We start from the raw sequence: 25,786 nt of genomic DNA on the forward strand, positions 1-25,786 counted from the left end.
GGGTGGCGACCGACCCACGTCGGGGTGAGCGGCGGCCGGCACGATCTCTCCGGCGCGGGCGGGCGGCCGGTGTCCCTGCTCCTGCGGGCGGGGCCGATAGAGGCGGTGCTCTTCGACTACGGGCTCACGCTGGTCCACTTCGAGCGGCCCGTCGAGGCGGTCGAGGCGGCGCAGGTGGCCATCGCCGCACGCATCGAGGCGGCCGGCCATCGCCGCCCCGACGTGGCCGTGCTCCGCGAGGCCGTCCACGATCGTGTCGAGGCCGAGGTGGGGGCTCACGAGGCGAGCGGGGCGCTCGAGGAGGTCGACGTGGCCGCCCTGCAGCAGCGCGCCTTCGCCGACATCGGCCTGGACCTCGATGCCGGCCTGCGCGAGCAGTGCAGCGTGCTCGTGCAGGAGGCGTGGTGGCACGGGGTCAGGCCGTACCCGGACGCTCTTCCCACCCTGCGCGTGCTCCGTGAGAGCAGCCTGCGCATCGGCATCTGCTCGAACGCCGCGTACCACTCCGCGAGCGTGCACGGCCAGCTCGCACACGTCGGCTTCGCCGCGCTGCTGGACGCCGCGGTGTTCTCCGGCGAGGTGGGCTGGCGGAAGCCGTCGCCGCGACTCTTCGAGGCCGCGCTGAGCGCGCTGGGCACCAGCGCCGCAGGCACGGTGTTCGTCGGCGACCGCGTGCGCGAGGACATCCGCGGTGCAGCGGACGCCGGGATGCGCACGGTGCTGATCGTTCGCGACGGCGCGGGCGCGCAGGAGGAGGCGGCGGAGAACGCACCCGACGCGATCATCACGTCGCTGTCCGAGCTGCCCGCGCTGCTGCTCGACGAGTCACAGTTGTGACAAGAGTCGGGAGAGAAAACCAAGCGGGGCTATACTCGGCCAGCGTCACGGTTCGACGATTCCCACACACACCGTTGAGGCTTCGCCGCAGTGGACTTTCGTGACTACCTCAAGGAGAGATGCCGGCTTCGTGGCATCTCGCTGCACCGGCTCGCCCTGCTCTGTGACCTCAACCAGATCTACTTCTACCAGGCGGTCAACAAGAACAAGGAGAACCCGCCACCGTGGGTGCTGCGCCGCGCCGCCCCGCACCTCGGCGTGTCGTACCTCGACCTGATGATCGCCGCCGGCTACCTGCGCGACGAGGACCTGCACGACGGGAAGAGCGGCGCGGCGGGGACGGCAGCCAAGGCGGGCTGACTCACCGCGACAGCCGCGCCCGCGCTGGTTGGATACTGGGACGGTGAACTGGCCGCGCGCCATCATCCACGTCGACCTCGACGCGTTCTACGCGTCGGTGGAGCAGCTGCGCCGACCCGAGCTGCGCGGCAAGGCCGTCATCGTCGGCGGCGGCGGCGAGAACTACCGGCGCGGCGTGGTCAGCGCCTGCTCGTACGAGGCGCGCCGGTTCGGGGTGCACTCGGCGATGCCCCTGGGACGCGCGCTGCGGCTCTGCCCGCACGCGGTGGTCCTGCCGGTGGATTTTACCGCGTACCGCGCGGCGTCACGCGCGGTCTTTGACCTGGCCCGGCAGCTGACCCCGCAGATGGAGCCGGTGTCGCTCGATGAGGCGTACCTCGATGTGACCGGCTCGATCCGGCGAATGGGCCTGCCCGACCAGATGGCCCGGGACCTGCGCGACCGCATCAAGGCGGAGTGCGAGCTGGACGCCTCGTGCGGCGTGGCCACCTCGAAGATGGTCGCCAAGGTGGGCAGCGACCTCGAGAAGCCTCGCGGGATGGTGGTCGTCCCACCCGGCGACGAGGCCGCGTTCCTGGCCCCGCTGCCGCTGCGCCGCCTCCCCGGGCTGGGGCCGGCGTCGGAGAAGGCGCTCTCGAGCCTCGGGCTGGTGACGCTCGGCGACCTCGCCGCTTTCCCGCTGCCGGCGTTGCGCCGCCGCCTCGGCGAGCACGCCGCGATCAGCCTCAGCGAACGCGCCCGCGGCATCGACCGCAGCGACGTGACCGTGCCGGACCGGCCCAAGAGCATCTCCCGAGAGGAGACGTTCAGCACCGACGTCAGCGACCGCGCCGAGCTGCATCGTCTCCTGCGCGCCTGCGCGGCCGACGTGGGCAGACAGCTGCGCCACGGGCACTGGGCGGCGAAGACGGCGACTCTGAAACTGCGCTACTCGGACTTCGCCACCTACACGCGCCAACTCACCTGGCCGACACCCCAGGACGGTGACATCGTGCTGGCGCAGGCAGGGATGCAGCTGTTCAACACGGCGTGGTCGGGAGCGCCAGTGCGCCTGCTCGGCATGGGCGTCAGCGGCATCATCCCCGCCGCCCAGCTCGACCTCTTCGACGTGCATGGTGCGCCGCGCGACACGCGGTTGGATCGCACGCTGGACTCGCTGCGTGAGCGCTTCGGCAACGCCGCGCCGAAACGCGGTGGCGCACCCGCCTTGCGCGACCTGGATTTTCGCGGTGAGGATCTTCGGACAGACGACGAGGACTGAGAGCCGGAATTCCCGGTCGGGACGCGTGGCGCTACACGTGCAGGAAGGACTTCACGAGCTGGATGATCAACACGGCGCCGCCTCCCTTGACGAGCATGTCGACGAGGAAGCCGGAGCCGGACTCCTGGTGCTGCATCACCTTGTGCAGGCTCGAGAATGCCACCCCGGCCGGGATCAGGTACTCGCCGGCGGTGAGCAACGGGCTGGCCACAGTCTCCCAGACGTGCAGGGTGTCGTGGCTGGGATCCACCTGCACGTCCATGAGCAGGTGGGTGAGAACGGTGAAAAACATGATCATCGGAGCGAACCTCCCCGGCGTCGGTGTGCTGAAAGCGCCTGGGATCAGCTTCGAGCCGCCGCACGGACGTCGGCGGGACGGTTACCGCGCCCCGCCAGGACGTCCCCGCGCTGTCCGCGCGCGCCGCCCCACTGTTGCCGGAGTGACCGAGGTCATCGTCAGGGAGCTGCGGCTGCGCGGGTACGAACATGTGCAGCACGTCGTTCCGGCCCACCCCGCCGCCCCCGCACATGGCGCTCACGAAGGCGCGCTGCGAGCGCGCGAAGCACCAGTCGCTGACCGGCTGGCGCGGCGCCACTCACGACGACGCGACCACGACGTCGCCCTCGGCCTCTGAGCGGCTCCGCTTTTGTACGCCGCCCGTCCGCAACAGCCGCCTAGCCTGCCGGCATGGCGGCCGGGAGACGACGGGGGGCGCTGACGTGGTGACCACGGTGATCCACGCCGACCTTCATCTCACCATACTGCTGTCGTCGTGCGGTCCATTCGGGTTCATCCCCGACGGGGTCTGCAATTTCCTTGGAGGCGCGTCAGACGCCATCTCGCAGGCGGGCGAGGTGATCCAGAACCCCTTCCGCTGGCTGTATCACCACACCCTTGGTGCACCGATTCCGCAGCAGGCGGGGGAGCCGGGGTGGGACGCCTGCCAGTCCGACTGGATGCAGCCTGCCTGCCCGAAGCTCATCGACGAGCTGAAGCCGGCCGATGTGACCCTCGCCGATGCCTGGCCGCGGCTGTACAGCGCGTTCGCGGTGTCGGGCGTGTTCATCGCCATGACGTGCTGCGTCGCGCGCGTGGTACGGGGCGTGTTCGACCAGCGCGCCGACCCCCTGCACCTGGTGGTCGATAACGTCGTCCGCGTGCTGGTGGCGACGTGCCTGCTGATCGCGCCGAGCCCGGGAGATTCACTGCTGCTCAACGTCATGAAGCTGAGCACCAGCGCGTCGGGTCGCGTCGCCGCGGCTGCAGGCGGCGCGGTTGCGTCTGCCTTCACCACCAACCTCGACCTCGGCAAGGTGGTCGGCAACATCGCAGCCGTCGGCTTCGGGCTGGCCGGCATCGGTGACTTCCTGGTGGCCATTCCCATCCTGCTGGTGGCGTTCGGCTTCGTGTACGTTCTCTCGCTATACCTGCTGCGGATCATCCAGCTGGTGTTTGCCGTGGCCTCGGCGCCGCTGTTCATCGCGCTGGCCGTGTACGACCATCGCAGTCGATTCGTCCAGTGGTGGCTCGACCTCTTCACCTCGGCCATGCTGCTGCCGATCGTCCTATCGGTGTGCGGTTCCCTCACCGCGGGCGTGGCGCTCTTCTTTCTGAACGGCAACCAGGGCGGCGTGACGACAGCGGGTGCTGCAGAGGCGTTGACCCGCACGATCCTGGCCTGCTTTGCGGTGCTCGGCGGAATCTGGATGACCGGCAAGGCGGTGCACGGGCTCGCCTGGCGATCGTTCAGCCACGGTGGCATCACCGGTGCGGCGACCGCGATGTCGACGACTGTCATGGCGCTGCCCAACGCTGCCGGCGACGTGTCTGCGCTGATGAGGCTTGGAGGTCGCGCGCCGAGAGCCGGAGGCGTGCTCGAGACGCTGAGCCGGCCGGCGCGGCGAGGGGTAGCCGCCACCACCTCGTCACGGCCAAACAGCGAGACCGGCGTGGTGGTGGCCGCGGCTGCCGCCGGCCACGCTGCGGCGATGTCGGGGGAGAGCTCCGAGATCGATGCGGCGATGAACGTCGCCGGCGCTGCCGACTTCAGCCAGCACAGCGCGGTGTCGGGCGTGCTCGCCGACCCCGCCGCCCAACTCGCCTTCAACCGGGCCGCGGCGGCCGCGGTGGGCCGTTTCGCGAGCGGCGAGGAGGGATGGCGCGCCGTGCTCGCGGCCACCGGACATCTCGACGGATTGGATCCACCTGCTGCGCAACGTGTGGCGGACTACACCCGCGCGCTGGCGGCAGACGCGCACCTCGGTGACGCCGTGGCCGGCGTCACGCTGGCCAGCCTGCTGCACAACCAGGCGCCCGACCTCACGCCGATCCTTCGAGCCCGACAGGCGGCAGTGCGGTGAGCCAATCTCCACGCAGCATCCGCGTGCCACTCAACGTCGACGCGCAGTTCCGTCTAGCCGTCGGTCCATTGCTCCTGCCAGTTCGCGCCCTGATCGTGGTGGCGTCGGTGAGCCCCCTGGCATATCTGCTGCTCACCCTGCGCCTCCCCGGCCTGTGGGGCGCTGCCGCGGCCGGTTTCCTCCTGGCACTGGCCGCCTCTTTCGGGCTTCCAGAGCGGCAGGGCGTGTGGCTCGGCACCCACCTGGCCTACCGTCATGCCTGGCGGTTGCTGCCCTCGACCGTCACCCGGGGGACCGCCGCCCACGCGCTCGTGCGCGACCTCGACGGCTCCATCCGCGTCAGTGGCGAGCGTGGCAGTGCGTCGGTGCAGCGGTGGGTGCCGCGGCGTTGGCGCCCGCTCCTGGCGGTGCCGGCGCCGGCCACGGATGCGCGGGGATTGCTGCGTCTCGCCCCCGGAGGGCACCGGGGCGTCCTCGTGCTGCAGGGGCCGCCCGTCAGCCTCAGCAGCGACACGTACCTGGAATGGTGCGCGGCGGTGATCCGGTGGGTTGGGACCGTGGACTGTCCAGTGCAGTTCCTCACCCTGATGACTCACCACGACGCCGACCGGGTCGGTGATGCCTTCGACCGGCGCGTCAGCGGATGGCCGCACACGCCGCTACGGGACATCGAGCGCGTGCTGGCCAGCACGCTCGCGGAATCGACGCTCGGCCTGCGCCACTACGTGGTGCTCGCCCCGCTCTCGGCCGGCGACGACGGTGTGCCCCATCTGAGCACGCCGTGGCGCGCAGCGCGCGCGCGGCACGCCACCGCGGAGGATGCGCAGCGGGCGCTGCAGTCAGCTGTGCGCACCGCCGCAGCGTTCGCCATCGACGTGCGTGCCGCCGATCGCGACGACATCGCCGCTCTCCTTGCCCACACGCCACTGGGCGCCTCGCGCGCGATGGTCGGAGACCAGGTGCTGCACATCGGCGAGCGGCACCACGTCGTGCTGACCACGACCCGCCTCCCGGCCACGCTCGAGGTGGGAGCGGTAGTTGACGCCATGACGCGCGCGCACGCCTTCGGCATCGCCAGCCTGCACGTCTTCCCGGTGGCACCCGCCGTCGCGCGGAAGGTGCTCCACAGGCGGTCGTCGATGCTCCTTCATGCGGAGCGGCAGGGGGCTGACCCGGTCGAGGCGCAGGTGGCGCTGCAGGACACGACCGACGTCGTCGCTGCCCTCGCTCAGGGCGAGGTGAGGCCCTGCCGCATCGCGCTGACGGTCTCGGTGGCGCACAGCGCGCGCGACCTCGCGCATGACGCCGCAGAGCGCCTCGGCGCGGTGCTGGCCGCGCATGGCTTTCGCACCACTGAGGTGAGCGGTCCCGGCTTCCTCCCTGCCCTGGCGCTGGCGCCCGGATGCCCACCTCTGGCGCGAAGCCTGGTGCTCACCTCGGACTCCGTCGCCGCGCGGATGTTGCCCTGCCTGGGGACCCCGTTCGCGGACATCGGTGCCCCACTGCTGGGCGTCAACGTCCTCAACGGCACGCCGGCGCACTTCTCGGTGTGGGCGCAACCCAACCACAATCTGGTCGTGGTGGGCAGCTCCGGGGCGGGCAAGTCGGTCGCCGCCAAGACGCTGCTGGTGCGCCACGTGATGGAGAACGTCGCGGCCGTGGTCATCGACCCGGACTCGGAATACCAGTCGGTGATGCACGCCGTGGGCGGCCGCTACCTCGAGCTGGGCACGGAGGCGCTCAATCCGCTCGCCGTCGCGGTCGGGACCTCCCCGGACGCCGCGGCCGCGATGGTGCTACCGATCCTGTCGGTGATGGCCGGCGACGACCGAGGGGTTCGCGACGGCCGGCCGATCCGGCGCCTCCCGGACGAAGACCAGGGTTGGCTGCACGGCGAGCTGGTCGACTTCTTCAGCGCGCGCGAGCGGGCCGCGCCGGCAGCTCTCATGCACGACGCGGTCGACCATCTCCAGACGCACGCGATGTCGCGCACCCTCACCGATCGCGAACGCGACCGCTGCCGCATCATCACGGCACGGCTGCGCCGCTTCACCCAGGGTCGGCGCGCCGCGGTGTTTGACCGTCCTTCCACCTTTGCAGTCGACGGCCAGCCGATCGCCGTCGGCCTGCGCTCGTTCGCGATGACGTACGGCGCCGACCTAACACCGGCGCTGGCGGTGCTGCTCACTGCCATCCTCGATGCGCTCGGCAGGGGGCGCGGTCGCATGATCGTGGTCGTCGACGAGGCGCACCGCATCACCTCCGATCCTGACGCGGGCGAGGTGCTGGGGCAGCTCGTGCGCCAGGCTCGCAAACACGGCGCGGGCGTGTGGATGCTCTCGCAGCGCGTCGAGGATTTCGTGCGGACCGACCTCGGCCGCACCCTCGCCGCGACCTCCTCGTCGAAGCTGGTTCTCGGAACCGAGGAGGCCGTTGTCGACGAGGTGCGCGACGTCTTCAAGCTCCGCGACGAGGAGGTCGCAGCGATCAGTCCCGCGGTGCCGGGTCGCGGCGTGCTCCTCGCCGGTCCGGAGCGGGCGGTCGTCGGCGTGCTGCCGGGGCCGGCGATCATGGCGCTGGCCGACACCCGCACCGCCGGCGTTGCACCGGGTCTCCTCCGCGCGGGCGCGGGCTGATGTCCCTGTCCGCAGCGGCCGCTCACCTTCTCGCCGCGCGCAGTGTGCGCCGTCTTCTGGGGTGCGGTTGCCTGTGCTTGATCGCGCTGATCGCGATGCCCGTCTTCGTGCTGTTCTCCGTCGTCAACGGACTCATACCCGGTGACGCCAGTGCCGGCATCAGCCAGGTCGACGCCACTGCCGGCGTGGTCGTCGGGGGCGCTGAGCCGCTGGCCCCGGGCCACTTCACGGTGAGCCAGGGCTTCGGGTGCACGGTGTTGTCCGCGGAGCCGAAGCCGCCTCGTGGGTACACGTGCCCACCGGATGCCGCTCACCACGGCTTCGTGTGGTTCCACACGGGCATCGACCTGGCGGCGGCCGCCGGGCTGCCCGTGTTCGCCGTCGCTCCGGGCAGCATCCACGTGGTCGAGTCGACCGTCGGCTTCGGGATCCACATCCTTCTGACGCCGCCGTCCCAGCAAGGACCGCAGGTCACCTACCTGTACGGACATCTCAGCGAGGTGGCGGTGCTGGATGGCGACGTGGTGCGCGCCGGTGACCCGATCGGCTACGTGGGGACGACCGGCAACAGCAGCGGGCCCCATCTCCACTTCGAGGTGGACGTGGGCGGCGTCCCAGTCAACCCCTGCGCGACGTTTCCGAGCGGCTACCTCGTGCCCGCCGGCGTCGCGGCCGAGGGTTGCCTCGCCTGGGCCATCTGACCGAAGCCCGCCGCCGTCCGTGCGCAACGCCGGCGGCGCGGCCTATCGTGGTCTCCGTGACCGGCACGGACATCTCCGCAACCACGGGCTACGCGTGGTCTCCCACGCGGGAACAGGTCGAGCGCAGCCGGCTGCGCTCGTTCATGACCAAGCTCGGCGTCGAGGACGTCGAGGAGCTCAAAGACGTGGCCCGCCGCGAGCCTGAGCGGTTCTGGGCGGCGACCATCGACGATATCGGGATCGGCTGGCAGCAGCCCCCCACGCAAATGCGTGACACCAGCGAGGGCCTCCCCTTCACGCGCTGGTGGACCGGCGGCCGTCTCAACCTCGCCACCAACGCGGCCGACCGCTGGGCGCAGACCCAGCCCGGCAGGGACGCGGTGGTGTGGGAGGGCGACGACGGCAGCGAGCGAGCGTGGAGCTACCTCGAGCTTGCCGCCGAGACCGCGCGCTGCGCCAACGGGTTGCGCGAGCTCGGGGTGGGGCCCGGGGACGCCATCGGGCTGTGTCTCCCCATGATCCCCGAGACCGTTGCCGTCTTCCTCGCCTGCGCCAAGGTGGGCGCCATCGTCATCCCGCTGTTCAGCGGCTACGGGGCGGGCGCGATCGTGGCCCGCCTCGCGGACTGCGACGCCAAGGTTCTGGTCATCGCTGACGGATTCCTGCGGCGCGGCGCGCCGGTCACCGCCAAACCGGTCGCCGATGAGGTGGCCTCCCTCGTCCCCTCGCTCGAGCACGTCGTCGTGGTGCGCCGGCTCGGCACTCTTGACACCCGCATGCAGCGCGGTCGCGACGTCTGGTACGACGATCTCACCGTCGCGCAACCGTCGGAAGCGGCGACGCATGACAGTGACGCCGACGACCCCTTCATGCTCATCTACACGAGCGGGACGACGGGACGTCCCAAGGGCACCGTCCACGTGCAGGGTGGCTTTCCCATCAAGTCCACCCAGGACATGGCGCACTGCTTCGACGTCGGGCCCACCGACCGCCTCCTCTGGTTTACCGACATCGGCTGGATGATGGGGCCGTGGGCGATTTGCGGCGCGCTGACCATCGGCGCCACGCTGGTGCTGTTCGAGGGCGTTCCCGATCATCCCGGCCCCGACCGTCTCTGGTCGGTGGTGGAACGCCACCGTGTGAGCGTGCTCGGAGTGGCACCCACGGTGGTGCGCGCGCTGATGAGGCATGGCGACGCGCCGGTCCACGCCCACGACCTCTCCAGCCTGCGCGTCCTCGGCTCCAGCGGCGAACCCTGGAACGACGATCCCTGGCAGTGGTTCCTCGACAACGTCGGCGGCGGGCGCTGTCCGATCATCAACTACAGCGGCGGGACCGAGGTGAGCGGCGGCATCGTCTCCGGCACCATGCTGAGCCCCCTCAACCCTGGCGCCTTCGCGGGGCCGTGCCCGGGCATGGACGCCGATGTCCTCGACGAGAACGGCAACAGCGTGCGCAACGAAGTTGGCGAGCTTGTGGTGCGCTCACCGTGGCCCGGCATGACGCGCGGCTTCTGGCACGACCGCGAGCGCTACCTGGAGACATACTGGACGCGCTGGGCCAACATCTGGGTGCACGGCGACTGGGCAGAGATCGGCGGCGACGGGCTTTGGTACATCCGCGGGCGCAGTGACGACACCATCAAACTGGCCGGCAAGCGGCTCGGGCCCGCGGAGGTGGAGTCGGCGCTTGTCGCGCATCCCGACGTGGCCGAGGCGGCGGCGATCGGCGTCCCCGACGAGCTCAAGGGCGAGGCGCTGGTGTGCTTCGTGGTCCTCAAGCCGGGCGCCGTGGACAGCACCGAGCTGCGCAGTGCGCTGACTGCACGGGTCGCAGCCGAGATGGGCAAGGCGCTCAAGCCGAAACATGTGCTGGTCATCGCCGAGCTGCCCAAGACGCGCAACGCCAAGGTGCTGCGTCGTGTCGTGCGCGCTGTGTACCTCGGCACCGATCCGGGCGACCTGTCGTCGCTGGAGAACCACAGTGCGATCGAGGCGCTGCAGGGGGTCCGCGCGAGGGTCTGACCCGCCTCACAGCGGACTGGCGGCGGACAAAGGGGCGGCGCTTGCGTCAGTCGGCGCGGACGACGCCACAGCGGCAGCACGTTGGTGACAGGATCGCCGGCTTTCCACGCGCCGTCGTCGCCTGGCGACGGCATCGCCCATCGAGGTCCACACCATGGCCAACACCGTCCACCTCGCCGGAAGCGCGCGGCTGTACCCGCATTTCGGCGCCTACGCCGTCAGCGCGCGTCCACTCACCGAGGTCGAGCTGGCTGCGCCGGCTGTGGTCACCACTCACCTCCGCGAGTCTCCTCACGCGGACAGCCTGGGAGTTGCGCTGGCACGGCAGCAGCACACTCCGGTGCAGGTACGCCGCTATGTCAACGCGCGCGAGCTCGTCGAGGCGCACGGCAGTGACAGTGACGACCTGGCCGCCGTCACGCGGTGGGCAACCGGCGCCGGACTTCGCGTTCGGCGAGCCGACCATGCCGCGACCACGCTGGAGCTGGACGGCTCACTCGGCGCGTTGGCGCGTGCCTTCGGCGTGACGCTCGAGCACGTCCGCGAACGCGACGCGGTGACCGGCGCGCTGGCTGCGTATCGCGATCATCACGAGGAGCTGAGCGTGCCCAGCGATCTTGACGGCGTGGTCACGGCGGCGCTGGGGCTGAGCGACCGCGCCGTCGGCCGGCCCCGCCTTGCGGTTCTCCCCCGCGGGCGTGGGAGCGCCCACAGCTACAGACCCGAGGAGCTCGCCCGCATCTACGACTTCCCGGTGCTGGACGACGGCGGAGAGGGACAGCGGATCACTGTGGGGATCGCCGAGCTCGGCGGTGCCGTGTACCGTCCCGACCTGGCGGCTTTCGCCGCACGCCATCCGCGGTTGCGCGTGGTCGAGGAGGCGGTGCACGGCCGGGGGCCGACGTCGGACCCGTTCGGGCCGGACACCGAGGTGGCACTCGACTGGCAGGTGATCGCCGGGATCCTCGCCCACTGCGCACCGCAGGCCGACGTGTTGCTGGTCATCAGGTACGCACCCAACACGGACCGCGGTTTCAGCAACCTCGAGGCATCCTTCGCCACTGACGGCCGCGACTACGCTGCGGTGTCGACGAGTTGGGGCGCTCCGGAAGATCGCTGGACGCCGGCAGCGATGGACACGATGGATCGGGCGTTCCAGATGGGCGCGCTGCGCGGCATGGTTCACAGCGTGGCCGCGGGCGACAACGGCTCGACTGATGCGCGCAACGATGGTCGCCAGCACGCCGACCATCCCGCGTCGGCGCCGCACGCGGTGGGCTGCGGAGGGACCCGGCTGGTCGCCGAGCGTGGCCAGCGGATCACCGAAGAGGTGTGGAACGAGCTTGGTATTGCACAGGGCGCCACCGGTGGCGGTGTCAGCGAGCATTTCGCGGTGCCGCGCTACCAGGCGGCGGCCGGGATACGTCCGGTGTCGCGCAACGACGGGCGGCCGGGTCGCGGAGTGCCAGACGTGGCCGGCAACGCCGACCCGCTCACCGGCTACACCATCCATCACCGCGGCGTCGACAGCATCGTCGGGGGTACGTCGGCGGTGGCACCGCTGTGGACGGCGCTGTTCGCGGTGGTGAGCGCCTCGACCGGACACCGTCTCGGCAATGTGCTGCCCGCGCTGTACGGAGCACGCGACGTGGGCTTCACTGACGTGACCACTGGTGACAACGGCGCCTACCCCGCCGTCCCAGGGTGGGACGCGGCAACCGGCCTCGGGGCGCCGTCGGGACGGACCCTCTGCGCCGCGTTGCGAAGCTCGCTGGTGCTGCGCCAGGCGCGCACGGCGGCGCAGAGCCCGCAACCCGCAACGGCATTCCGACATCTCGAGCTGGACTGACCGTCGACTCCCAGGTCGGTGCGACGAATGACTCGACTACGCTCGAGCCGTGGAGTCCTCGCACCAGCCGCCGTCGGCCGACGTCCTGCGGCGGCTGTCTCTTGCCGCCGTGTCGGTCGCGGAGGTCACCGCCGAACAGTTGGTCGACGACCCTCCGGAAATCCCCTGGCACATCACCCCGCCGCTGGGACAGATTGCCATGCAGCTGCGCAGCACGGTGCGGCGCGTCGCCATCGGCGCGGGGCTGGCACGCAACGACGAGCTGGTTGACGCGGTGCGCAACCTGCCGGGTGTCCCAGCGGTGGTCACCAGCCCCGCGGGGGGCACGTTCATCGTGGGCGGTGAGGCGTGGCTCGGACTCTGCGCGATCGGATCGCCGCCGCCGGGGCAGCCGATGCCGCTGGACTGGATGCTCCATTCCCTGCATCGGTGGTTCGAGCGTGCCCTGGTGCCGTTCGGCGTGGCCAGCACGATCGAGCGTGTCGAAGGAGCGTGGTGCCCTGGGTTCAGCGACATCGCCGTCGACGGTCGCAAGCTCGCCGGGCTGGGATTCAGGGTCACCCGCGAGCGGGTGGTGATGCGCGGGGTTCTGGCAGTTCGCCCGATGAGCAACGACGACTTCGATGTGCTGGTGCGCACCCACCGACTCATCGGTGTCGAGCTGCGCAACGGCGCAGCCATCTCGCTCGCCGAGGCGGCCGTTTTGCCCGACCTCGACGTGGCCGCCACCATCGACGCTTTCCGGGCGGTGGCCACCACGGGTTGATGCGCATCGTCGCGCGGTAGAGTGGCGGCGTCGCGGACTCGGACACCAGGATCCGGCGGCGATCACTCGGGGGACGGCGGATGACAACCACGGTGGTGGTGGGCAACCAGACGTACAAGCGTCGCAATCCACTGGCGGTGTGGATCGGGCTGCCGCTGATCACCCTCGGCGTCTACTACTTCGTGTGGTGGTACAAGGTCACTAACGAAGCGCGCCGCTTCCTCAACGACCAGTCGATCAATCCCGCGCTGTCCGTGGTGGCTGTGTCCATCGGCGCCGTGGTGGTGGTTCCGCCATTCGTCTCGGCATACACCACCACCGGACGCATCGCCCGCATGCAGGAGCGTGTGGGCATGCTCGCGGGAACCAGGGCCAACCCGTGGCTATCGGTGTTGCTCCACTTCGTGTTCGGTGCGCACGTCCTCTACATGCAGATGGAGTTGAACCGGATCTGGGACGGGTTCGCGCAGAGCACAGTGCCGGCGCTGCCACCGCCGCTCGCACCCCCGGCATCGCCGCCATCGGTGACGCCTCCAGCTGCGCCTCCGTCCGCCTAGGGCTCGCCGCTCCGATCGGCCAGGGAGGCCGCCCAACTGGTAGCGGTCGCCCACGCACGGGGAATCTGGAGTAGGGTGGTTGATGCCGATGTCGAGCACTGTCCCAGCGCCCTTCGAAGCACTCTTTGCCGGCTCCAGCGAGGGCGACCGCGCTGCCGTCGACCTGCTCTGCAGGCTCGTCGACGCCAGTAGCGACGTCCTCCTCGAGGTCAACGGCAGGCGCGTGCCGCTGCCCGCCAACCTGCGCACGCTGCTGCAGCGCGCCGTCGATCACCTGCGTCGCGGTGACGACATCCGCCGCTCCCTGGGGCGCGCGCCGGCGCGCACGCTGCTGCAGCCGGTGGTGCACCTGGGCACCGCGCAGGTCGCCGGCTATGAGGCGTTGAGCGATCTCTCGACCCGCGACCTGCAGGGTGCCGACAGCTGGTTTCGCGACGCCGCGGTGCTCGGGCTCGGCGAGGAGTTCGAGCTGGTCCTGCTCACTTTAGCGCTCGAGGAGCTGCAGACCCTTCCAGACGACGTGTACCTCTCCGTCAATGTCTCACCGCACACCGCGACGTCGCCGCACCTCCGTGAGTTGCTCCGCGACGTCGACGCCACCCGGATCGTGCTCGAGCTCACCGAGCACATGCCGGTCGAGGACTACGTGGCGCTCAACGTCGCGCTCAAGCGGCTGCGTCGCCGCGGCATCCGCGTCGCCGTCGACGATGCGGGCGCGGGATTCTCCAGCCTCAACCACATTCTCTTGATCCGTCCCGAGATCGTGAAGCTCGACGTGTCGCTGATCCGCGATGTCGACACAGACCTCGCACGCCGCTCGCTGGTGAGCGGACTGTGCCACTTCACCGCGGAGATCGGCGCCGACTGCGTCGCCGAGGGAGTCGAGACCGACGCGCAGGCCCGGACACTGCGCGAGTTGGGTGTGACCTACGGCCAGGGCTGGCACCTCGGACCACCGCGGCGCCGCCGCAATCGTCGTGCAGTGGCCGCGCTCAAGGGATCGACGCAGGGTCCGCGCTGACCCACGCGCTCCGGTTGCAGCGCGCCGCGGTGGCCACCGCCGCACCCACGACGGGAGCCGCATAGGAGACGCCGCGCACCACCACGGAGTCGCCGAACAGCGGCAGCGGCAGGTGGACGGTCTTCTCCACCAACGCGTACACGGCGCAGCCGTCACTGACGCAGCGCACTCCGTTCCCCTTGAGCTGCATCGCATCTGCGGTCTCTGCGTGGCCGGCGGCATTGGTGAGCGCAGCGGACTCGTCACCGACCTGGACGCAGCCACGCTCGAACGCCATCAGCCCACCGCTGCCCTCGAGGTCAACGAGGTGGTTGCTCTGCCCGTACAAGTAATGGGGATCCACCGAGTTGGCTCCGGCCTGAGCCGCGACCTGGGCGGCGGCTTGCACGCGCGCCGACCACACGTACAGGTAGGCGCTGTCGGCGACGAGCACGATGATTCCGAAGAGAAAGAGGGCGAAAGCCAGTGCCAGCATCATGATCATCTGGCCGCCCTGGTGCCGCCTCGTCATTGCCGGAAGGGCGGCGGGATCGCCTCCGCGACGGCGGCGATGGTCGGGGCCCAGGGGATTGCCCATGCCAGCGGTGTGCGCGAGAAGTCCAGCGTGGCAGAGGCGGAGCAGCTCACCACGTGCAGGCCCGAGGGGGGAGCGAGCGCCGTGTCGAGGAAGTCGACCTCGCACGTGATGTACGAGCGTTGCGCCCCGCCGAGCGCCGTGCCATCGCGCACGCACAGCGGATGCGCCTGACCGTCGCGCTGTGCCGCAAACACCAGGAAGCGGCGGAAGCTCATCGTCCCGTAATAGGTCTCCGCAGCAAAACGGCAGCCTTTGGGGAGGCCCGAGGTGTCCAGCGAGTCGGCCGCTCCCGTCGTCTGCGCACAGCAGGTGGTGCCGTTCGCATCGACAGCCTGTCGCGGGGCCTGGAAGAACGATTCAGCCGCCAGCTTGGTGGCGGCGTCCATCTGCTGCTGCGCCTCGACCTGGACCATGACCGCCAGGAAGACACTGATCAGCACGAGCATCACGGGAATCACGATCGCCGTCTCGAGGATGGCCTGCGCGTCGCTGCCCCTCCGGCGCTGCCGGCGGTTCATGTCGCGAACCTCAGGGTGTGAGTGGTGGCGACGACGTCGATGGGAATCTCGCCGGCGTGCCAGCCGAGGCCGCTGAGCGGCGGCACCAGCGAGGCGAGGAAGCCGATCACATGGACGGTCACCGTCGGCGGATCGCCGCAACGCGGCGTCGGTGGCAGCGGTGCCGCCGGGCAGGCCGGTGCGGCGTCTGCTGTCTCATCGCACACGGCCACGGTGCGCGCGCCGAAGTGCTGCTCGACCTGCTCTGGGCTGGTTGGACAATGTGCGAACGCGCCGCCGGTGCGCGCGGCTGCGGGCGTGGCGCACGATCCGCCGGACGGATCGCACCAGGCAACGACTGTGGTGCCGAACATCGCCTGCTGCAACTGGTTGCGCACGGCCGCGAACAGCACCGCAGGCGACGGCGTCTCCTCGCTCTGCGCTGAGCCGGCCGCCGCCGCGGCGAGGCGCGCAGCCTGCTCGGCGGCGGAGACCGACGCACTGGTCTGGATCGCCCACAACCCTGCGTCGACAGCAGCGAAGAAGCAGAGGAAGAAGAGCGGCGCCACGAAGGCGAACTCGACGGTTGCCTGCCCGCCGCGGACGGCGAGACGACGAAGCACACCGCCCCCTCCCATGCCGTCAATGGTAGGCAGCAGCGCCTACGCTTTTGGGGGCTGCGGTCAGGCCGGCAGAACGATGAAGGTGAGGTCTTCGGGCTGCAGTGGCTTGACCGAAACTGGGTTGGACGGCTGGTCCGTACGCGGGTCGATGAGCGTCATCCAGCCACCGCCGCGGAAGTACTCGAGCACGTAGGGACCGCCGACCGGGACGCCGGTGATGGTGAAGTCGCCGTTGGTGTTCGCGGTGCTGTAGTAGAACGGTCCGCCGGTGCTGTATCCACCCTGCAGCTGGGTGAAGTGGGTGCTCAGGCGCACCCGCCCGGCGGTCCCGTGCCCGGCCGCGTCCACCATCGTGCCCGACACCGGCTGCGGGACGCGCAGCAAACCACGCGCGGCGCGCGCCGCCGAGGTCGAGCCATAGCGGCTGACCAGCCGCTGCAAGCTGGTGGTGGCGTTCTGGTAGTCCAGCGCTGCGATCTCGGCGCGCGCCGCGGCGAGAAGGGTCGTCGGATAGGCTCGCGCCGCGGAGGCCGCGCCGCCGTGGGCGGCGGCGTCGTCGAGCAGGGCCAGGGCGTCCGGCGCACGATTGCTCGCCACCAGCTCTGCCGCGGCCTGGACCTCGTCCGCGGCACGCATGGCCGCGATGGTCGGCACCAGCGACTCCGGCGGCCCACCCTGCACGGCCTGGTCGAGCCGGCGCAGCGCGAGCTCCGCGTGGCCGCCCTTGATCGCGCGCGACGCCGCGTCGATGAGCAGCTGGGCGCGCGTCTGCGCCGCCTGGGTCTGCAGTGACGGCTGGCGGACGACGGTGAGAACCGCCACCGCCGCGTCGACGTCGCCGCCGGCGGCCAGCTTCTGGGCCCAGGCGATGCGCGCCACCTGGGCGTCGTGCTCGGCTGCGGCGGCGGCGCCGGGATCGAGCACCATGAGCAGCCCGCTGCGGCCGGCCACGGCCTCGTCGAGGCTCACCGCCTGGGCGGGGTCGCCGGCGGCGAGCGCCGTCGCAGCCGCGGAACGGCCGTCCTCAGCGGAGACGCGGCCGCCGAGCAGCACGCCGAGCACCATCGCGGCCATGGCGAACGGGGTCGCCGCCCGGGCCGCCCGGGCCGCCCGGGGCACGGCTCGCTGGCGCGGGGTGGCGCTGGGCGCGAACGTGGGAGGAGGTGGAGGCGGCGGCGGCACCTGGTCACCGACCGGGTACGTCGTAGAGGGCGGAATCTGCATCGACTGCAGACGATACCCGAGCGCGTCCGCACCGACGGGCGCCCCCAGCGGTACCCTGCCGCCGCCATGGTGGTCCTTGACGGCAGCCCGCTAACAATCGACGACGTGATCGCGGTGGTCCGCGGGGGCGCCACGGTTGAGGTCGGTGAGGAGGCGAGGCGGCGGATGGCGCCGTCCCGCGCGATCGTCGAGCAGCTCGACAGCAGCGACAGCATCGCCTACGGGGTCACGACGGGCTTCGGTGCCCTCGCCGACAGGGCCGTGCAGCCGGCCGATCGAGCGGCCCTGCAGCGCCACGTCGTGCTCAGCCATGCCTCGGGGATGGGCGACGCGCTCGACGCGGAGGTGGTGCGCGGGATGCTGCTGCTGCGCGCGCGCACCCTCTGCGCCGGGTATTCGGGGGTGCGCCCGGTGCTCCCCGAGTCGCTGGTGGCGCTGCTCAACAGCGGGCTGGTGCCCTGGGTTCCCGAGCATGGCTCGCTGGGCGCGTCCGGCGACCTCGCTCCGCTGGCCCACGCCACGGCCTGCCTCCTCGGCGAGGGCTGGGTGTGGGACGGCGCGACGCGGCAGCCGGCCGGCGAGGCTCTCGCTGGGCGCGGCCTCGAGCCGCTCACCGTGGGACCGCGCGAGGGCCTTGCGCTCATCAACGGCACCGACGGGATGAGCGCGCTGCTCGCGCTCGCGGTTGCGGACCTCGAGGCGCTGCTCCGCGCTGCCGACGTGATCGCTGCGATGAGCGTCGAAGCGTTGCTCGGCACCACCCGCGCGTTCGCGGAGAACGCTGTCGCCCTGCGACCCGCGCCCGGCCAGGCGGCGAGCGCCGCCAACCTGCGCGCCCTGCTCGCCGACAGCGCGCTGGTGGCCTCGCACCGCGAGTCCCACCACGCCGTTCAGGACCCCTACTCGCTGCGCTGCACGCCGCAGGTGCATGGCGCCGCCCGCGACGTGCACGCGTTCGCCCGCGAGTGCGTGCAGCGCGAGCTCGAGGCGGTGGTGGACAACCCCATGGTTCTCGACGGCGAGGTCGTGAGCGGCGGCAACTTCCACGGGCAGGCGCTCGCCTACGCGGCGGACATGCTTGCCAGCGTTTGCGCCGACGTGGCGGCGATCAGCGAGCGCCGCCTCGACCGGCTCCTGGACCCGGCCCGCTCGCGTGGCCTGCCCGCCTTCCTCACCCCCAGCCCCGGGCTCAACAGCGGGCTGATGATCTGCCAGTACACCGCCGCCGCGATGGTGGTCGAGCTGCGCGCGGCCGCCTCGCCGATCGCGGTACACAGCATGTCGACGAGCGCCGGCCAGGAGGACCACGTGTCGATGGGCTTCACCGCGGCGATGCGCACCCGGCGCAGCGTCACCACTCTGCGCCGCGTGCTCGCCGCCGAGCTGCTCGCGGCCGCGCAGGCGCTGGAGCTGCGTGCGCCGCTGCGTCCCGGTTCCGCCACCGGTGCGGTGATCGCGTCGCTGCGCGCGCGCGTCGCCCACCTCGACGACGACCGCGTCCTCGCCGGTGACCTCGAGCAGGCCGAGGAGTGGCTGCGCGAGCAGCGCTGGCGCGGCGTGCTGCCGGGCGTCACGGACTCGCTGCGATGAGCGCCGGCGCCCGTCCGGTGCGCGCGCCGCGCGGCCCCGAGCTGAGCTGCCGGAGCTGGCAGACCGAGGCGGTGCTGCGCTGCCTGATGAACAACCTCGACCCCGACGTCGCCGAGGATCCCGACAACCTCATCGTCTACGGCGGCAGCGGCCGGGCAGCGCGCAGCTGGGAATGTTTCGACGCCATCGTGGCCACTCTGCGCGACCTCGCCGACGACGAGACCCTGCTGGTGCAGAGCGGCAAGCCGGTGGGCGTGGCCCGCACCCACGAGATGGCGCCGCGCGTGCTCATCGCCAACTCACTGCTTGTGCCGCAGTGGGCGACGTGGGAGGACTTCTGGGAGCTCGAGGCTGCGGGCCTGACCATGTACGGCCAGATGACCGCCGGCTCGTGGATCTACATCGGCACCCAGGGAATCCTCCAGGGCACATACGAGACCTTCGCGGCCGTCGCGCAGCAGCGCTTCAACGGCAGCCTGCGCAGCCGCCTTGTGGTCACTGCCGGGCTCGGCGGCATGGGCGGTGCGCAACCGCTCGCGGTAACCATGAATGAGGGCGTCGCGCTCTGCATCGACGTCGACGCGCAGCGGGTGCGCCGGCGGCTCGAGACGCGCTACCTCGACGAGATGGCCGGCGACCTCGACGACGCGGTGCGCCGCTGTGACCTGGCGCGGGAGGAGGGACGCGCGCTGTCCGTCGGGGTCGTCGCCAACGCGGCGGAGGCGCTGCCGGCCTTGCTGAACGCCGGCCTGGCGGTGGACGTGGTCACCGACCAGACCAGCGCGCACGACCCCCTCAGCTACGTGCCCGCGGCGATGAGCCTCGACGAGGCCGCACGCCTGCGCGAGAGCGATCGCGACGCCTACATCCGCGCGGCGCGCGCCTCGATGGCCGAGCACTGCCGCGCCATGGTCGCCTACCAGGAGCGCGGCGCCGAGGTGTTCGACTACGGCAACTCGCTGCGCGGCGAGGCGGTGAAGGGCGGCTTTGAGGGCGCGTTCGCGTACCCGGGCTTCGTGCCCGCATACATCCGCCCGCAGTTCTGCGAGGGGCGCGGACCGTTTCGCTGGGTGGCGCTGAGCGGCGACCCGCAGGACATCGCGGTCACCGACGCTGCGCTCGTCGAGCTGTTCCCGGAGCAGCGCTCACTGCATCGCTGGCTACAGCTGGCCGCTGAGCGCGTCGCCTTCCAGGGGCTGCCGGCGCGCATCTGCTGGCTCGGCGCCGGCGAGCGCCACCGCGCCGGGCTGCGCTTCAACGAGCTGGTGCGCAGGGGCGCGGTGCGCGCGCCGATCGTGATCGGGCGCGACCACCTCGACTCCGGCAGCGTGGCGTCGCCCTATCGCGAGACCGAGGCCATGCGTGACGGCAGCGACGCCATCGCCGACTGGCCGATCCTTAACGCGCTCCTCAACACGGCCAGCGGGGCGACGTGGGTGGCGGTGCACCACGGGGGCGGCGTGGGCATCGGCCGCTCTATCCACGCCGGTGCCCAGGTGGTCTGCGACGGCTCCGCGCTGGCCGACCGGCGCATTGAGCTGGTGCTCCGCAACGACCCCGCCACCGGTGTGATGCGCCACGCCGACGCCGGCTACGAGGCGGCCGTGACAGCGGCACGCGAGCGCGCCGTGCGCATCCCCATGCTCGGCGCATCCTGACGTGACCATGCGCGACTGGCTCGCCGCCGGCGGCGGCGACGGCGATGCCGACGTGGTCGTGCTCGGCGCTCCCATCTCAAAGGCCTCGATCAGCCCCTCGCAGGCGTGGTCCACCCCTGCGGCCTTCCGTGAGGCGCTGGCGCGCTACCCGACATGGGACGCGAGCACTGGCGCCGACATCACCGGGCTTGCCGCACGCGACGCCGGCGACGTCGAGGGCGACCGCCACGACCCGGATGCATCGGCCGCACACCGCCGCATCGAGGAGGCCGTGGCTGAGCTTGCCGGCGCAGCGGCCGGCGGGCTGGTTGTAGTCATTGGTGGCGACAACTCGTTGACCCGGCCGGCGTTCCTGGGCATCAGCCGGCGCCGCCCGCAGACGGAATGGGGTCTGCTCACCCTCGACGCGCACCACGACTGCCGGCCGGTCACCTCGGCCTCAGCCAACGGCACCCCGGTTCGCGAGCTCATCGAGGGCGGCCTGCCCGGTAATCGCGTCGCCCAGGTGGGCATCCACCCCCTCGGCAACGCCGTCGAGCACGCCCGCTGGGCCCTCGATCAGGGCGTCCACGTCCACGACCTCGACGAGGTGCGCCGTTACGGCGTCGAGGCGGTGGTGGAGGACGCGCTCCGGGAGCTGCGCCGCAACGGTGCGCAGGCGCTCTACGTCGACCTCGACATCGACGTGGTCGACCGCGCGTTCGCGCCCGCCTGCCCGGCCAGCCTGCCGGGGGGGCTGTTCCCCGCCGACCTGCTGGGCGCCGCCCGCGTGCTCGGCCGCCAGCCCGAGGTGGCCATTGCCGACCTCTGCGAGGTGGACGCTGAGGCGGACGTCGCCGGTATCACCGTGCGCCTGATGGCGGCGACGTTCACCGCGCTGTGCGCCGGGATGGCGCTGCGCGAACGCGAGGCGCCGCCGTCATGAGGGCCGTGCCGACGCTGATCGTGCGCAACATCGGCGCGCTGGTGACCTGTGACCCGCGCCGCGGCGACGCGCCCGGCGTTGTCCACGACGCCGTGCTCATCGCCGCCGGCGGGACGATCACCTACGCCGGCCCGAGCGACGGCGCCACCGTCCCGGCGCTGACCGCCGACGTTGTCGACATCGACGCGCACGGCGCTGCGGTCATCCCCGGCTTCGTGGACGCGCACAGCCACATCACGTGGCTCGGCGAGCGCAGCGAGGAGTACGCGGAGCGCGCGCGAGGCGTGTCCTATGAGGAGATCGGGCGGCGCGGCGGCGGCATCGGCGCCACCGTGCGCAGCACCGCAGCGGGCACCGTCGCGGAGATCCGCCATGCCGCAGCGGCGCGGGCGCGCCGGATGATCGAGTGCGGCACCACCACGGTCGAGGTGAAGAGCGGCTATGGGCTCGCGCTCGACGCCGAGATGCGCCAGCTCGACGCGGCGATCGAGGTGGGCCACGAGGAGGACCTGCCCGACGTGGTGGCAACCTACCTGCCCCTGCACGCGCCGCCGGGCGGCGATCGTGAGGCGCTGCTCGACGAAGTGTGCCGCGCCGGGGTGCGCGCTGCGGCGACACGGGCGAGCTTCTGTGACGTGTTCTGCGAGGACGGCGCGTTCACGGTGGACGAATGCCGCCGCGTGCTCGTCGCCGCCCGCGAGGCGGGCCTGGGCGTCAAGGTGCACGCCGAGCAGCGCAGCCACAGCGGCGGTGCGCAGCTCGCCGCCGCGCTGCACGCGGCCAGCGCCGACCACCTCGAGCACGGCACCGACGAGGACTTTCGCGCCCTCGCCGGCGCCGCCGTGGCTGCTGTCATCCTCCCCGGGGCGGCGCTGGTGCTGGGCGGCCCGCCGCCGCCGGGGAGGCGCCTGCTCGAGGCCGGAGCGACAGTCGCGGTGGCGACCGACTGCAACCCGGGCAGCTGCTACAGCGAGTCGATGCCGTTGATGGTCTCGCTCGCCGTCGCCACCGCCGGGATGACGCCGGCGCAGGCGCTGGTCGCCGCGACCGCAGGCGGCGCGGCGGCGCTGCGACTCGAGGACCGAGGCATGCTCCGTGCGGGTCTGCGCTGCGACGCGGTCATCCTGGCCACGCCGCGCTGGCTCGACATCGGCTACCACCTCGGCGCCAATCTCGCGGAGACGGTGATCAGGGCGGGGTTGGTCGTCGCCGGTGGTGAGCCGCAGGCGGCGGGCGACGATCTGTCCGAACCCTGAGTCAGTCGAGCAGCGCGGCGAGCTCCTCCGGCTCCGTCACCGGTCGCTGACAGGCGAAGTTCTCGCACACGTACGCGGCCGGGCGACCATCGACGAGCGGCCGGTCGGCGAGAAGCTCCACGTCGGCGTTGCCCCAGGCCAGGACCGTGTTCGGCGTCCAGCGCCGGTGCACGACGTCGAGCAGGCTTCTGGTCCGCTCGTCGTGGGGTGCGCCGGTGATGGCCACCTCGCGGGAGGCGGCCTGGGCGCGATCCAGCGCAGACGCCAGGGCGCTGACGGCCAGGGGCGAGCGCGTCGCCGCGGCGGCCAGCGGTCCCAGGATCGTCTCGGCACGCTCGCGCAGCGCGGCGTCGCCCGTGAACGCGGCCAAGCGCAGCAGTGCGGACGCGAGGATGGACTGGCCCGCGGGGACCGGGTTGTCGTCGATGGTGCGCGGCCGAACCAGCAGCGGTTCCGCGTCCGACGCGGTGTCGTACATGACACCGCCGTCCTCGAACCGGCGCACGGCGTCGTCGACGAGCTCACGCGCTGATGCCAGATAGGTGCCGTCCCCGCACGCTTCGTACAGGGTGATCAGCGCCTCGGCGAAAAAGGCGGAGTCCTCGAGGAAACCGGTGATCTTGGCCGAACCGTCCTTCCAGGTGCGCAGCAGCACACCGTCAGGGCGGAGGGCGGCGAGCAGGAAATCCGCACCGCGACGCGCGCCGTCGAGGTAGTCGGCGCGACCGAGCGCCGCGCCCGCCTCGGCGAGCGCGCTGATCATCAGGGCGTTCCAGGCGGTGAGCACCTTGTCGTCGCGGGCCGGCGCGGCGCGCTGCCGGCGCGCCTCGAGCAAGCGCGCGCGAATGCCGTCGAGACGGTTGCGCAGGGCGGCCTCGTCCGTGTCGAGGCTGCGCGCCACCTGGACAAGGGGAAACGGCTGCGAGAGCACGGTCGTGCCACCCTCGAAGTTGCCGACATCGGTGACACCGAAGACGCGCGCCGCCAGCGTGCCGTCCTCCTCCCCGAGCACCTCGCGCAGCTGCGCGAGTGCCCACACGAAGTACGAGCCCTCGCCGCCCGGGGAGTCGGCGTCCTGCGACGAGGCGAAGCCTCCGCCGGGGAGGCGCAGCTCACGCATCGCGTGGTCGAGCGTGTCCTCGGCGACGCGCCGCCAGCGCTGGTCGCCGGTGAGCTGATACGCGTGCAGGTACACCGGAGCCAGTTGGGCGTTGTCGTACAGCATCTTCTCGAAGTGCGGGATCGACCACGTGGCGTCGACGGCGTACCGGTGGAACCCGCCGCCGACCTGGTCGTGGATGCCGCCGCGATCCATGTGGTCGAGCGTGACCAGCGCGGCGTCGAGCAGGCGGCGGTCGCCGGTGGTGTGGTAGCGGCGCAGCAGGAAGTCGAGCGCCCCCGCGTGAGGGAATTTCGGCGCGCCACCGAAACCACCATGACGCATGTCGGTCTGCGCCACAAGCTGGGTGGCAGCGACGCCGAGATCGGCGGCGGACACCGAGCCGGGCGGCAGCGCCGCCGGTTCGAGAGCGCGGCGCAGCTGGGCCGCCGCCTCGGTCACCTCGCCGCGCCGGTCGCGGTACACGGTGGCGGCGGCGTTGAGCACGTAATCGAAGCCGCGCATGCCCTGGCGGTCGACGGGCGGGAAATACGTTCCTCCGAAGAACGGCTCGCCGGCCGGGGTGAGGAACACCGTCATCGGCCAGCCGCCGTGTCCGCTGATGGCGATGACCGCCTGCATGTAGATCGAGTCGACGTCGGGGCGCTCCTCGCGGTCCACCTTGATGTTGACGAACAGCGCATTCATGAGCGTCGCTATCCGCTCGTCCTCGAACGACTCGTGGGCCATGACGTGACACCAGTGGCACGCGCTGTAGCCGATGCTGAGCAGCACCGGGCGGTCCTCAGCGCGGGCGCGTGCGAACGCCTCCTCTCCCCAGGGATACCAGTCGACGGGATTGGTGGCGTGCTGGAGCAGGTACGGACTAGTCTCGAGCGCGAGTCGGTTGCTCACCGCGCCGACGCTAGCAGACGGTCGCCGTCGGGCCGAATCCGTGTCGATTGCGCAGCGCTGAGAATCATACGAGCGCCCACAAAGCCGCCATCCCGTGTGAGAGTTCGCGCTGTGAGCCTGTGACAAGGAGACCAGCCTGATGGCCGACACATCCCCCGGCGCGGCACCGCACGTCCATTTCGTCCACGTCTCGCACCCACGCTTCGTCCAGCGCCGCAAGCGCGGCCCGGTCAAGGTCGCCGACCAGGTGAGCCCCAGCTTCAACGGGCGCCTGGCGCTGCACATCACCGCCATCGTCGGCACGATGTGGTGCGCGTACGCCTTCGCGGTCCTCGCGCTCGTGGTGCTACCTCAGGCGACGAGCTCGCCGCTGCTCCTTGTGCAGTGGATCTCGCAGACCTTCATCCAGCTGGTGATGCTTTCCATCCTCATGGTCGGCCAGAACATCCAGGGAAAGGCCGCCGACCAGCGCGCGGCCGACACGTACGCGGACGCGGAAGCCATCCTCCACGAATGCCTGCAGCTCCAGGAGCACCTGCAGGCACAGGACAAGGTCCTCGACCACCTGGTCGCTCGTCTGGCCAAGACCGCGTGAGCGCCTGAGCCGACCCGTCGGCATCAATGCCCCACGAGGTGTGGGGCGGCCGGTACCATGCGCCCATGCGCGCGATGGCTGTGACCGTCGTCGCGATCTGCGCCGTGCTGGCAGCGAGCTGCTCCAGCGCACCGGCCTCGGGGGCGGCCGCCGCAGCGCGGCATGCCGGGTTTGCGCATCGAGCAGAGCTTCTCGAACAGCGCTGGGACAGCGACGTCCGCGACGGCGTGCCCGCCGCGAGCATCGCGCCGCTGCGAGCTGAGCTCGCGCGCTCGCTGTTCCGCAGTACGCCCGCCTCCTCGCCCACCTGGCTATCCAACGACTCCACCGCGCTCCTCGACTCCCTCGATCGCCGCACCGCGTCGGCGTGGGACGCGGCGATGGCGGCCGCCCGGCAGGCGGCCATCGCGCTCATCGCCGCGCGGAGCGCGCTGGCGGCGCAGGACGCGGCCGC

At 71.4% G+C, this 25,786-nt stretch carries 23 protein-coding genes and 1 pseudogene; 18 read left to right on the forward strand and 6 right to left on the reverse strand.

Features of this window, described 5'->3' with window-relative positions; genetic code table 11:
• The 3 genes from JF886_RS01950 to dinB form a co-directional block, all read left to right on the forward strand.
• A partial coding sequence (locus JF886_RS01950; protein ID WP_337309065.1) for an HAD family hydrolase occupies window positions 1–837 on the forward strand: 837 nt, incomplete at its 5' end.
• A gap of 90 nt (window positions 838–927) precedes the next feature.
• Window positions 928–1,197 (forward strand): hypothetical protein, encoded by a 270-nt coding sequence (locus JF886_RS01955; RefSeq protein WP_337309067.1) that lies wholly within the window; start codon window positions 928–930, stop codon window positions 1,195–1,197.
• 43 nt (window positions 1,198–1,240) lie between these two features.
• Window positions 1,241–2,458 carry a DNA polymerase IV gene (dinB, locus tag JF886_RS01960; protein ID WP_337309069.1) on the forward strand — a complete coding sequence of 406 codons (1,218 nt, stop codon included), beginning with the start codon at window positions 1,241–1,243 and terminating at the stop codon, window positions 2,456–2,458.
• A 31-nt stretch (window positions 2,459–2,489) separates the two neighbouring features.
• Here the strand turns inward: dinB and JF886_RS01965 are convergent, their stop codons facing one another.
• On the reverse strand, window positions 2,490–2,756 hold the full coding sequence (locus tag JF886_RS01965) for a hypothetical protein (protein WP_337309071.1): 267 nt from the start codon (window positions 2,754–2,756) through the stop codon (window positions 2,490–2,492).
• On the opposite strand from JF886_RS01965, the gene JF886_RS01970 reads away from it, so the two are divergent.
• The 9 genes from JF886_RS01970 to JF886_RS02010 all read left to right on the forward strand — a co-directional run bounded on the left by JF886_RS01970 (window position 2,749) and on the right by JF886_RS02010 (window position 14,373).
• A complete protein-coding gene (locus tag JF886_RS01970; RefSeq protein WP_337309073.1) occupies window positions 2,749–3,093 on the forward strand; it encodes a hypothetical protein in 345 nt (114 codons plus the stop codon). The two genes, JF886_RS01965 and JF886_RS01970, sit on opposite strands and share 8 nt — an antisense overlap.
• An 88-nt stretch (window positions 3,094–3,181) precedes the next feature.
• Window positions 3,182–4,819 carry a hypothetical protein gene (locus tag JF886_RS01975; protein WP_337309075.1) on the forward strand — a complete coding sequence of 546 codons (1,638 nt, stop codon included), beginning with the start codon at window positions 3,182–3,184 and terminating at the stop codon, window positions 4,817–4,819.
• Entirely contained in the window at window positions 4,816–7,455 is a 2,640-nt protein-coding gene (locus JF886_RS01980) for a VirB4 family type IV secretion system protein (protein WP_337309077.1), read from the forward strand. Before JF886_RS01975 ends, JF886_RS01980 begins: the two co-directional genes overlap by 4 nt.
• Before the next feature lie 77 nt (window positions 7,456–7,532).
• The gene (locus JF886_RS01985) at window positions 7,533–8,156 is read left to right on the forward strand and encodes a M23 family metallopeptidase (protein ID WP_337309079.1); all 624 of its coding nucleotides are present in this window, start codon (window positions 7,533–7,535) and stop codon (window positions 8,154–8,156) included.
• A gap of 56 nt (window positions 8,157–8,212) precedes the next feature.
• The gene (locus tag JF886_RS01990) at window positions 8,213–10,180 is read left to right on the forward strand and encodes an AMP-binding protein (RefSeq protein ID WP_337309081.1); all 1,968 of its coding nucleotides are present in this window, start codon (window positions 8,213–8,215) and stop codon (window positions 10,178–10,180) included.
• A gap of 154 nt (window positions 10,181–10,334) precedes the next feature.
• Window positions 10,335–12,029: a S53 family peptidase gene (locus JF886_RS01995; RefSeq protein WP_337309083.1), complete on the forward strand. Its 1,695-nt coding sequence runs from the start codon at window positions 10,335–10,337 to the stop codon at window positions 12,027–12,029.
• Between the two features lie 49 nt (window positions 12,030–12,078).
• On the forward strand, window positions 12,079–12,795 hold the full coding sequence (locus JF886_RS02000; protein WP_337309085.1) for a lipoyl protein ligase domain-containing protein: 717 nt from the start codon (window positions 12,079–12,081) through the stop codon (window positions 12,793–12,795).
• A gap of 80 nt (window positions 12,796–12,875) precedes the next feature.
• Window positions 12,876–13,352, forward strand: coding sequence for a DUF4234 domain-containing protein (locus tag JF886_RS02005; RefSeq protein ID WP_337309087.1), 477 nt, complete (start codon window positions 12,876–12,878; stop codon window positions 13,350–13,352).
• 88 nt (window positions 13,353–13,440) lie between these two features.
• Window positions 13,441–14,373 (forward strand): EAL domain-containing protein, encoded by a 933-nt coding sequence (locus tag JF886_RS02010; protein WP_337309089.1) that lies wholly within the window; start codon window positions 13,441–13,443, stop codon window positions 14,371–14,373.
• Here the strand turns inward: JF886_RS02010 and JF886_RS02015 are convergent.
• From JF886_RS02015 to JF886_RS02030, 4 genes are read right to left on the reverse strand one after another with little or no spacing between them, the layout of a single operon-like run.
• Window positions 14,345–14,884: a hypothetical protein gene (locus tag JF886_RS02015; RefSeq protein WP_337309091.1), complete on the reverse strand. Its 540-nt coding sequence runs from the start codon at window positions 14,882–14,884 to the stop codon at window positions 14,345–14,347. The two genes, JF886_RS02010 and JF886_RS02015, sit on opposite strands and share 29 nt — an antisense overlap.
• A complete protein-coding gene (locus tag JF886_RS02020; protein WP_337309093.1) occupies window positions 14,881–15,468 on the reverse strand; it encodes a hypothetical protein in 588 nt (195 codons plus the stop codon). The genes JF886_RS02015 and JF886_RS02020 overlap by 4 nt, the downstream gene beginning before the upstream one ends.
• Window positions 15,465–16,085, reverse strand: coding sequence for a TadE family protein (locus JF886_RS02025; RefSeq protein ID WP_337309095.1), 621 nt, complete (start codon window positions 16,083–16,085; stop codon window positions 15,465–15,467). The genes JF886_RS02020 and JF886_RS02025 overlap by 4 nt, the downstream gene beginning before the upstream one ends.
• A gap of 45 nt (window positions 16,086–16,130) precedes the next feature.
• Window positions 16,131–17,294 carry a hypothetical protein gene (locus JF886_RS02030; protein ID WP_337309097.1) on the reverse strand — a complete coding sequence of 388 codons (1,164 nt, stop codon included), beginning with the start codon at window positions 17,292–17,294 and terminating at the stop codon, window positions 16,131–16,133.
• A gap of 66 nt (window positions 17,295–17,360) precedes the next feature.
• Here JF886_RS02030 and hutH point away from each other — a divergent pair, with 66 nt between their 5' ends.
• From hutH to hutI, 4 genes are read left to right on the forward strand one after another with little or no spacing between them, the layout of a single operon-like run.
• Complete coding sequence (hutH, locus tag JF886_RS02035; RefSeq protein ID WP_337309099.1) at window positions 17,361–18,884, forward strand: histidine ammonia-lyase; 1,524 nt, start codon at window positions 17,361–17,363, stop codon at window positions 18,882–18,884.
• On the forward strand, window positions 18,881–20,542 hold the full coding sequence (hutU, locus tag JF886_RS02040; RefSeq protein ID WP_337309101.1) for a urocanate hydratase: 1,662 nt from the start codon (window positions 18,881–18,883) through the stop codon (window positions 20,540–20,542). The genes hutH and hutU overlap by 4 nt, the downstream gene beginning before the upstream one ends.
• A gap of 7 nt (window positions 20,543–20,549) precedes the next feature.
• Window positions 20,550–21,467, forward strand: a complete 918-nt coding sequence (locus JF886_RS02045; protein WP_337309109.1) for an arginase family protein — start codon at window positions 20,550–20,552, stop codon at window positions 21,465–21,467.
• Window positions 21,464–22,723, forward strand: a complete 1,260-nt coding sequence (gene hutI / locus JF886_RS02050) for an imidazolonepropionase (RefSeq protein ID WP_337309103.1) — start codon at window positions 21,464–21,466, stop codon at window positions 22,721–22,723. Before JF886_RS02045 ends, hutI begins: the two co-directional genes overlap by 4 nt.
• Window position 22,724: 1 nt before the next feature.
• Here the strand turns inward: hutI and JF886_RS02055 are convergent, their stop codons facing one another.
• Window positions 22,725–24,737 (reverse strand): thioredoxin domain-containing protein, encoded by a 2,013-nt coding sequence (locus JF886_RS02055; RefSeq protein ID WP_337309105.1) that lies wholly within the window; start codon window positions 24,735–24,737, stop codon window positions 22,725–22,727.
• 139 nt (window positions 24,738–24,876) lie between these two features.
• Here JF886_RS02055 and JF886_RS02060 point away from each other — a divergent pair, with 139 nt between their 5' ends.
• Complete coding sequence (locus JF886_RS02060) at window positions 24,877–25,332, forward strand: hypothetical protein (protein ID WP_337309107.1); 456 nt, start codon at window positions 24,877–24,879, stop codon at window positions 25,330–25,332.
• A 65-nt stretch (window positions 25,333–25,397) separates the two neighbouring features.
• Window positions 25,398–25,786 (forward strand): annotated as a pseudogene (locus JF886_RS02065) (hypothetical protein); the annotation flags it as partial.

It is taken from the genome of Candidatus Aeolococcus gillhamiae (assembly GCF_016464765.1).
GTDB lineage: Bacteria > Chloroflexota > Dormibacteria > Aeolococcales > Aeolococcaceae > Aeolococcus > Aeolococcus gillhamiae.